The following is a 7,893-nucleotide window of genomic DNA, read 5'->3' on the forward strand; positions in this document are numbered from 1 at the left end:
AACTTGAGGTCTGTGAGATTGACCACGGTGAAACGACACTACTGTCGCCTGACTAGGTATGATCATCGGTCGCTCCGGCCTGCCGGCGCCGGCTCGTGGCGGCGCAGGCCGCTCTCCGTGCGGCACCTGGGCCCAAGTTGTCCCTGCCTGGGAGCTGACCCGGCACAGGTGCGGCGAAGGATCCCGTCGGCGCCGGGGGCGGAGGTGGCCGCGGACGCGAAACCGCCGCCCCCTGCGATGGGGACGGCGGTTTGGGGGGTGGGCTTCGGAGCCCGGCAGGGCCCTGGGAGACTGCTGAACAATCATGTCCCGGCTGCGGCGCGCCGGATCGGGCGATCTGCTGCGGCCACACCTTGGGGCATAGGGCCAGGATCACCCACAAGATGTGGCCTTGCCGCTCATCCCGCCCGGCACGTCCTCGCTCGGAACAGCATTGTTCAGCAGCCCCCTAGTTGACGTGGAAGATGCTCACGCCTCCCGGGCCCACGATGAGTCCGACCACGATCAGGACGATCCCCCAGAGGATCTGCTTGCGAACGATGGCGAAGATGCCGGAGATGACCAGCACCGCGGCCAGGATCCAGAGCAGTAGAGCCATGTGTACCTCCTGTTGTCGGTCGAACTACTTCTTGAAGGCGTCCTTGACGTCCTCGCCGGCCTGCTTGACGTTGGCGCCGGCCTGGTCAAGCTTGCCCTCGGCCTCGAGCTTCTCGTTGTCGGTGAGCTTGCCGACGCCCTCCTTGACCTTGCCCTTGGCCTCCTGTGCGGCGTTCTTGACCTTGTCGTCGATGCCCATGGATTCCTCCTGACCAGTGGTGATGTGCATGATGGGGTTACCCGGTCGGCAACGGCCGCAAACGTGGAGGTGGGGGTCGCAGGGTGAGTGAGGCCGAACGCGCGGATGCCGCGGCTCTGCGGCTGGGCATCCTGGCCCGGCTGGCCGACGCCGTCGGTCTGGCCGAGACCCTCGAGCAGGTCGCCCGGCGTGGCGTGGCGGTCCTGCGCCAGAACGACGCCGACCACGCGGCGGTCTGGCTGCTGGAGGTCCTGCAGCCCGGATATGGCGACACCGCGGCGACGGTGCTGGCGGACGCGCCGGTCGCCGACCCCGACCACGTCCACGGTCTCGACGCGCACGCGCTGGCGATCGCCGCCGTCGCGTCCGGCCGGCCCGAGGCGCACCCGCTGACCGGCCACGGACTCGTGGAGCTGTACGCCCAGCCGGTGGTTGAGCCGGGCCAGACCTCCCCGTCCCTGGTGCTGGTGGTCGGGTCCACCCAGCCACTGAGCGGCGACGCCGGCTTCACCGACTACCTCGAGGTCGCCGGCGTCCTCTTCGGCGCCGGCTACGGCGGGTTGAGGGAGCTCGCCCAGGAGCGGCAGCAGTCGGAGACCCTGCGCGAGCTGGACGCGGCGAAGTCGGCGTTCCTCGCCAATGTCAGCCACGAGCTGCGCACCCCGCTGGCGCTGATCGCCGCTCCGCTCGACGACGTGCTGCAGCGGGGGGACCTGCCCACCCTGGCCGGGGACCGTCTCGCCATGGTGCGCTCCCAGGTCGTCCGGCTGACCAGGATGGTCGACGCGATGCTCGACTTCAGCCGCATCGAGGCCGGACGGATCGCGCCCACCGTGGTCGAGCTCGACGTGCCCGCGATCCTGCGGACGATCGTCGCAGCGTTCGGCCCGGCGATCGAACGGGCGGGGCTGCGGTTCGACGTCGAGATCCCCGAGCTTCCCCGCACCGCCTTCCTCGACCAGGACATGCTGGAACGGATCGTGCTCAACCTGCTCTCCAACGCCCTGAAGTACACCCCGCGCGGCTCGATCACGCTCTCCCTCGCCCCGGTCGGGGACGGGTTCGAGATCGCCGTCACCGACACCGGGATCGGCATCGCGGTCCGCGACCAGGAGCGGATCTTCGCCCGGTTCGAGCAGCTCCCGCGGCACTCGCGGGCCCGGAGCACCGAGGGTGCGGGGATCGGGCTCGCCATGGTGAAGGAGCTGAGCGAACTCCTCGGCGGTCGGGTGGATCTCCGCTCCGCACCCGCGCGCGGCAGCACCTTCACGATCCGGCTTCCGTACCGGGCGCCGGCGGTCGCGCTCGCCGCCGAGGGCGTCCGTTCGGTGACCCCGCGGGGCGTGGCCGCCTTCCTCGCCGATGTGGAGAGCTGGGACCTCGGGCCCGCCGCCGTGGCACCGGCCCCCGTCGCCGCGCCCGGTGATCGTCCGCTGCTGCTCGTGGTGGAGGACAGCGCGGACCTGAGCCGCTATCTCAGCGAGGTGCTGTCCGACACCTACGAGGTGATGGTGGCCGCGGACGGGTTGCAGGCGCTGGCGATGGCGCGCTCGCGCCGCCCCGACGCGATCCTGTCCGACGTGATGATGCCCGGGCTGGACGGCTTCGGGCTGGTCGGCGAGGTTCGCGCCGACCCTCACCTGAGGGACCTGCCGGTCCTGCTGCTGTCCGCTCGTGCCGGGCTGGAGGCGTCCACCGCAGGGCTGGCCCAGGGCGCCGACGACTACCTGGTCAAGCCGTTCGACCTCTCCGACCTGCGAGCGCGGCTGGCCAGCAACATCCGGCGTGCCGCCGACCGTTCGGCGGACGCCAGCTGGCGCCGCGCGATCGTCCGGTCCCTGCACGAGGCGGTGGTCATCTCCGACACCTCCGGGCTGATCACCGAGTTCAACGACGCCTTCCGCCGCCTGGTGGGCTGGAGCATGAGCGACGGCCCGTTCAGCCCGCCGTACCCGTGGTGGCCGGACCCCGCGACCGATCCGGAGGCCTTCGAGAGGATCGAGGAGGCCAACCGGGTGCTCCTCGACGACGGCGTGATGGAGGGGGAGTTCCAGCTGCGGCACCGCAGCGGACGCACCGTCTGGGCGTCCTACAACGCCAGCGTGGTCGAGCTGCCCGGGCGAGGGCGGGCGGCCGTGCTGAAGACGTTGAGGGACGTCACCCGCGATCACGCCGCCAGGGTGCGCAGGCAGGACGCCGCCCGGATCAGCGCCGAGTTCACCAACGCGGACTCGCTCGAGCAGCTGGTCGGCATCGCCGTCGACGGCCTGCACGCGCTGTTCGACGGCGACTCGACCGTGCAGGTGGCCGGGCCGGGCGTCGTGCAGACCTTCACCGCGACGGGTCCGGTCGAGCTGGATGGGCTGCCGGCCGCGATCGCGGCACGCCTGGCCGGGACCGATGGCACTGACGACTCAGAACCCGGCGGGGCCGTCCAGGGAATCCTGCTCGTCCCGCCCAGCACGCTCGGCGGGACGCGCGCCTGGGTGCAGTTCGGGGAGCCTCGCGCGGTGTCGGCGGACGAGCAGATCGTCGCCGACATGCTGGCCGGCTCGTTCGCCCTCGCCGTGGACCGGGTGCTCACCGTGGGGGAGCTCGCGGACAAGCAGGCGAACCTCGAGCGCGCGATCGAGAGCCATCGGCTGATCGGCCAGGCGGTCGGCATCCTCGTCGAGCGGCACCGGCTCACGCCCTCGCAAGCGTTCCAGTCGTTGCGCCGCGCCTCCCAGGACCGCAACATCCGGATCCGGGACCTTGCCGCGCGCGTCCTGGAGACCGGCCTGGATCCCGACGCCGCCTGAGCGTACCCAGGTGTGCGGATCCCGCGCTGTGCGGACCTGCGCTGTGAGGATCCGTGATGCCCCGGGGATGGGTCGGTGCCGGCAGGGGGGGCGGCGGGGGGTAGGACCCATCCCCGGGACGGACTCAGCCGGCGAGCGGCTCGTCCTCGGAGAGGGCGTCGCGGGCGCGGTCGAGACTGCGCCGCAGGATCCGCGACACCTGCATCTGCGAGACGCCGAGGCGGCGTCCGATCTCGGACTGGGTGCAGCCGTCCTCGAACCGCCACTTCAGCACCAGCTGCTCGCGGCGGCTGAGACCGGCCAGCGCCCGTTGCAGGGCGATCCGGTCGACCAGGCGGTCGGTGTCCGCGTCCTCGGCGAGGGTGGCCCCGAAGGTCATCTCTCCCTCGCCGTCGAGCGGAGCGTCCAGCGACCACGGCCGGTAGCTGCCGTCCGCGGCCGTCGCCTCACGCACCAGCTGGGCATCGACGCCCAGTTCGCAGACCAGTTCTGCGGTGCTGGCCCTGCGTCCGAGCCTCTGCTCGAGCTGCTGGCCGTGCTGGCTGGCCCGCGCGCGCAACTCCTGGATCCGGCGCGGCGGCCGGACCACCCAGCAGTGATCCCGGAAGTACCGCTTGATCTCGCCGGTGATGGTCGGGACCGCGAAGGCGACGAAGCTGCGCCCCTCCGCGGGACGGAACCGTCGCACGGCCAGGACGAGTGCGACCCTGGCGACCTGGACGAGGTCGTCTCGATCGGCCCCGCGATGCGCATAGCGGTTGGCGAGGGCGTCGCACAGGCCGAGGTTCAGCTCGACGAGTTCCTCTGTGACGGCTGCACGCTCGGATTCATCGGTGCAGGAGGCCAGGAACTCCAGCAGCGCATCGGTGCGGAGTTCGCGGGACGTGGGAACAGCGGTGACGCTGGAGGTGGTCTTGGGGCCACGTGCCATCGTCGTCTCCTTCTCTGAAGGACGCCAGGAGTCGGCACGTGGTTTGACCGCTCAAGACAGCTTCCACGCTGGCAGAGCGGAACGGCCGGGTCAATGGTCTCGCCGGCACTCGTGCGGTCCGTTCCGGCGGAAATCGACCCGGGTCGTACGCAATTCCGCTCATCGGACGCACCGTTCGGGCCCTCGGAATCGCCGTCCGCACCGGCCCGGACAACGACGGAACGCCTCCGTCCCGCTCTGCCCTCGCCCCTTTCCGGGAGCGGAGTTCTGAGCGGAACGGAGGCGTTCGGTCGTTCGGCGGCCCGCACGCGCGTGCGGAACGCCTGGATCAGGACGGGATCGTGCCCGCGGCGCTCTCCAGGTGGGCGCGGACGAACCACTGGAACTTCTCCAGGCCGCCGGTCTGGCCGATCAGCAGGTCCTGGGTGACGAGGTCGAGCTCCTCGACGTCCTCGATCGCCTTACGGTTCTCGGCGATCACCCGGTCGTACTCGTGGTCGAGGGCGGCCAGGTGGTCGGGCACCAGGGCGCGGTCCAGCGGGTAGTCGTCCCAGTCGCGGGTGCGGGTGATCTCGGCCACGGTGCCACGCGGGGCGAAGCCCAGCGCCGCGATGCGTTCCGCGACCGCGTCCGCGTTCAACCGGACCTCGTCGACCTGCGGATCGATCATCTCGTGGACGCCGATGAAGCTCGGGCCGACCACGTTCCAGTGCACGTGCTTGAGGGTGAGCGAGAGGTCGTTGTAGCTGTTCAGCCGCTCCTGGAGGATCTCCACGACCTGCTTCGCCTTCGCCTCGCTGAGACCCGGAAGGGTGAATTTGCTCTTTGCCATACGTGTGCTCCTTCTCTCGGCGTTCCGCTGTTCCCCGGGCCAGTACCCCCGGGGCGGGTGAACGCACTCGACGTTACCGACAACCGCGTCGCTCGGGGCGGCATTCCTCCGGTTCGGCCCGTTCACACGCCGTTCAGGACCGCGCCCAGCCACGTCCCGGACGCGGCCAGGGCCAGCGCGAGTTCACCGACCATGCCCAGGCCGGTCGCCTTGAGCGCCACCAGCGCGGATGCCCACGCCCGCGAGCCCGGGCTGGGGTCACCGAGGCGGCGGATCCGCACGTACTCGGCGAGGAACAGGCCCAGCGGGAAGAACAGCAGCAGGCCGACCACCGGGACGACGAAGAAGCCGACGATCCCGGCGATCCCGGCGACGACGAGCGAGAGTCCCGGCACGCCGGCCGCGCGGGTGCGGTGCGTGGTGAGATACCAGGTGAGGGTCATCCCGCCGCCCAGCAGGACCAGGCAGATCGCCGTGATCAGCCAGGCCGCCGGCGTCCCGGTCACCACACCCCAGGCGAGGATGGCGAGAGCGACCAGGATCGTTCCCGGCAGGACGGGGATGACGATCCCGAGCAGGCCCACGACGACCGCGATGCCGATGATCGCAGTGAGCACGGCGCCTCCTCGACTCGGTGTACCGGGGTCCGCTGCCCAGTGTGCCAAGCCCGTCCCAACCGTCCCCCTGTGCCGGTAGGGAGCAGCCGTCCCCGGTGCCGGGAGCCCGGGGCGTTCGCACCGACGGGGCGGGCGGAGTCTGCTCGGGGCGCCCTCCCGGGAGGAGGACGGTGGGCGCACGGTCCACGGTCTGGTCGTCGCGCTGTCCGGACGCGCGGGCACCTCCCGACGGCCTAGGGTGGAACGGCGGTGCCGCGGTGGCGCCGGAGTCCTCCCAGGAAGCTGTTCAGATGCCGTCCGACACGTCCCCCCGCACTCGCATCGCCGCCCCCAGCGACGCCGCCTACGCCGCCGCGAGGCAGCTCAGCGACGGCCAGGCCAAGCCCCTCGGGGCGCTCGGCGACCTCGAATCGCTCGCCGCCTGGGTGGCGTCCTGTCAGGGCACGTGCCCACCACGCCAGCTCGACGACGTCCGGGTGGTCGTCTTCGCCGGCGACCACGGGATCGCCACGGACGGGGTCTCCGCCTACCCCGTCGAGATCACGCCGGCCATGGTCTACGGGATCGCGGGCGGCCACGCCGGCGTCTCCGCGCTGGCTGCCGCCAACAACGTGGCGGTGTCGATCTACGACCTCGGCGTCGCCGTCGACTTCCCCGACCTGCCGGCCGAAGTCAGCCGTTTCAAGGTGCGCCACTCCTCCGGCGCCATCCACCTCGAGGACGCGCTGACGCGCGCGCAGGTCGAGGACGCCCTGGCCGCGGGCGACACGATCGCGGCCGAACAGGTCGCCGGCGGCGCCCAACTGCTGATCTCGGGCGACCTCGGCATCGGGAACACCACGATCGCCGCCGCCCTGATCGCGGCCACCCTGGGCGTCCCGCCGGCCGCGGTGACCGGACGCGGCACCGGCATCGACGACAGCACACTGATCCACAAGACGGCGCTGATCGAGGCCGCGCTGTCCCGGGCGGGCGACCGGGTGTCCGACCCGGTCGAGCGGCTCGCCGCGCTCGGTGCCGCCGACTTCGCGGCGGCGGTCGGGTTCATCTCGGGTGCCGCCCGACGGGGCGTCCCCGTCCTCCTGGACGGCGTGATCGCGGTCGCCGAGGCCCTCGTCGCCGAGGACTACGCGCCGGGCACGAAGGCGTGGCTGCAGGCCGGGCACCGCTCGACGGAGCCCGGCCAGGCGCTCGCGCTGGACCGGCTCGGCCTGAAGCCGCTGGTGGACTTCTCGATGCGGCTCGGCGAGGGCAGCGGTGCGGTGCTGGCCGTGCCGATGGTCCGTTCCGCCGTTGCCGCCCTCACCGGGATCGCCCAGCTCTCCGACCTGACGTGAGCGCCTTCGCGGGGCTGCGGCTCTCGGTCGGCCTGCTGACGGTCGTGCCGGTCCGTCCGCCCGCGCGGATCGGACGGGCCGAGGCACGCTCCGCGATCCTGCTCGCGCAGCTGGCTGTCCTGCCGGTTGCGCTCGCGGCCGCCCTGGTGGGGTGGGGCGCGGTGGCCGCGGGGCTGCCGTCCGCCCTGGCGGGAGTGCTCGTCGTGGCCGCGCTCACCCTCGGCACGAGAGCGATGCACGCGGACGGGCTGGCCGACACCACCGACGCCCTCGGTTCGGGAAGGGACGCCGCCGGCGCGCTGGAGGTCATGAAGCGCGGCGACATCGGGCCGATGGGCACGGTCGCGCTCATCCTCTCGCTGGGAGCGCAGGCGATCGCGTCCGGGGTGCTGCTGCAACGTCCGCTGGGCGCGGTCGTGCTGGCTGCGGCGGTGTGCGTGGCCCGCGGCGCCCTGCTGCCGGGCTGTGCGGTGGGTGTGCCCGCCGCGCGCCCGGGTGGGCTGGGCGCGATGGTGGCCGGCAGCGTGCCGGTGCCGGCGGCAGTGGGCACCTGGCTGGCGGGGTCCGCCGCCCTGGTGG

The 7,893-nt window shown here is 72.1% G+C and carries 8 protein-coding genes; 3 read left to right on the forward strand and 5 right to left on the reverse strand.

Annotated features, from left to right (window positions below):
- Positions 1 to 448 precede the first annotated feature (448 nt).
- Positions 449 to 598 carry a GPGG-motif small membrane protein gene (locus QM633_RS10435; protein WP_415153692.1) on the reverse strand — a complete coding sequence of 50 codons (150 nt, stop codon included), beginning with the start codon at positions 596 to 598 and terminating at the stop codon, positions 449 to 451.
- A 24-nt stretch (positions 599 to 622) separates the two neighbouring features.
- Positions 623 to 796, reverse strand: a complete 174-nt coding sequence (locus QM633_RS10440; RefSeq protein ID WP_415153693.1) for a CsbD family protein — start codon at positions 794 to 796, stop codon at positions 623 to 625.
- Between the two features lie 83 nt (positions 797 to 879).
- Here QM633_RS10440 and QM633_RS10445 point away from each other — a divergent pair, with 83 nt between their 5' ends.
- On the forward strand, positions 880 to 3,597 hold the full coding sequence (locus tag QM633_RS10445; protein ID WP_415153694.1) for an ATP-binding protein: 2,718 nt from the start codon (positions 880 to 882) through the stop codon (positions 3,595 to 3,597).
- 124 nt (positions 3,598 to 3,721) lie between these two features.
- On the opposite strand, the gene QM633_RS10450 is transcribed toward QM633_RS10445, so the two are convergent.
- From QM633_RS10450 to QM633_RS10460, 3 genes are all read right to left on the reverse strand, one after another.
- A complete protein-coding gene (locus QM633_RS10450; RefSeq protein WP_415153695.1) occupies positions 3,722 to 4,528 on the reverse strand; it encodes a sigma-70 family RNA polymerase sigma factor in 807 nt (268 codons plus the stop codon).
- Between the two features lie 328 nt (positions 4,529 to 4,856).
- The gene (locus QM633_RS10455) at positions 4,857 to 5,360 is read right to left on the reverse strand and encodes a Dps family protein (protein ID WP_415153696.1); all 504 of its coding nucleotides are present in this window, start codon (positions 5,358 to 5,360) and stop codon (positions 4,857 to 4,859) included.
- Between the two features lie 122 nt (positions 5,361 to 5,482).
- On the reverse strand, positions 5,483 to 5,977 hold the full coding sequence (locus tag QM633_RS10460; protein WP_415153697.1) for a DUF456 domain-containing protein: 495 nt from the start codon (positions 5,975 to 5,977) through the stop codon (positions 5,483 to 5,485).
- Between the two features lie 290 nt (positions 5,978 to 6,267).
- Here QM633_RS10460 and cobT point away from each other — a divergent pair, with 290 nt between their 5' ends.
- Both cobT and QM633_RS10470 read left to right on the forward strand, forming a co-directional pair.
- Complete coding sequence (gene cobT / locus QM633_RS10465; RefSeq protein ID WP_415153698.1) at positions 6,268 to 7,314, forward strand: nicotinate-nucleotide--dimethylbenzimidazole phosphoribosyltransferase; 1,047 nt, start codon at positions 6,268 to 6,270, stop codon at positions 7,312 to 7,314.
- Positions 7,311 to 7,893: adenosylcobinamide-GDP ribazoletransferase (locus QM633_RS10470; RefSeq protein WP_415153699.1), on the forward strand; the 583-nt coding region annotated here is incomplete at its 3' end. The genes cobT and QM633_RS10470, both read left to right, overlap by 4 nt.

Source organism: Propionicimonas sp. (assembly GCF_047606205.1).
Taxonomy (GTDB): domain Bacteria; phylum Actinomycetota; class Actinomycetes; order Propionibacteriales; family Propionibacteriaceae; genus Propionicimonas.

Excerpts from the sequence above, each read along its gene's own strand:
- QM633_RS10435 (WP_415153692.1), bottom strand. The coding sequence starts at position 598 with ATGGCTCTACTGCTCTGGATCCTGGCCGCGGTGCTGGTCATCTCCGGC.
- cobT (WP_415153698.1), top strand. The coding sequence starts at position 6,268 with ATGCCGTCCGACACGTCCCCCCGCACTCGCATCGCCGCCCCCAGCGAC.
- QM633_RS10440 (WP_415153693.1), bottom strand. The coding sequence starts at position 796 with ATGGGCATCGACGACAAGGTCAAGAACGCCGCACAGGAGGCCAAGGGC.
- QM633_RS10450 (WP_415153695.1), bottom strand. The coding sequence starts at position 4,528 with ATGGCACGTGGCCCCAAGACCACCTCCAGCGTCACCGCTGTTCCCACG.
- QM633_RS10455 (WP_415153696.1), bottom strand. The coding sequence starts at position 5,360 with ATGGCAAAGAGCAAATTCACCCTTCCGGGTCTCAGCGAGGCGAAGGCG.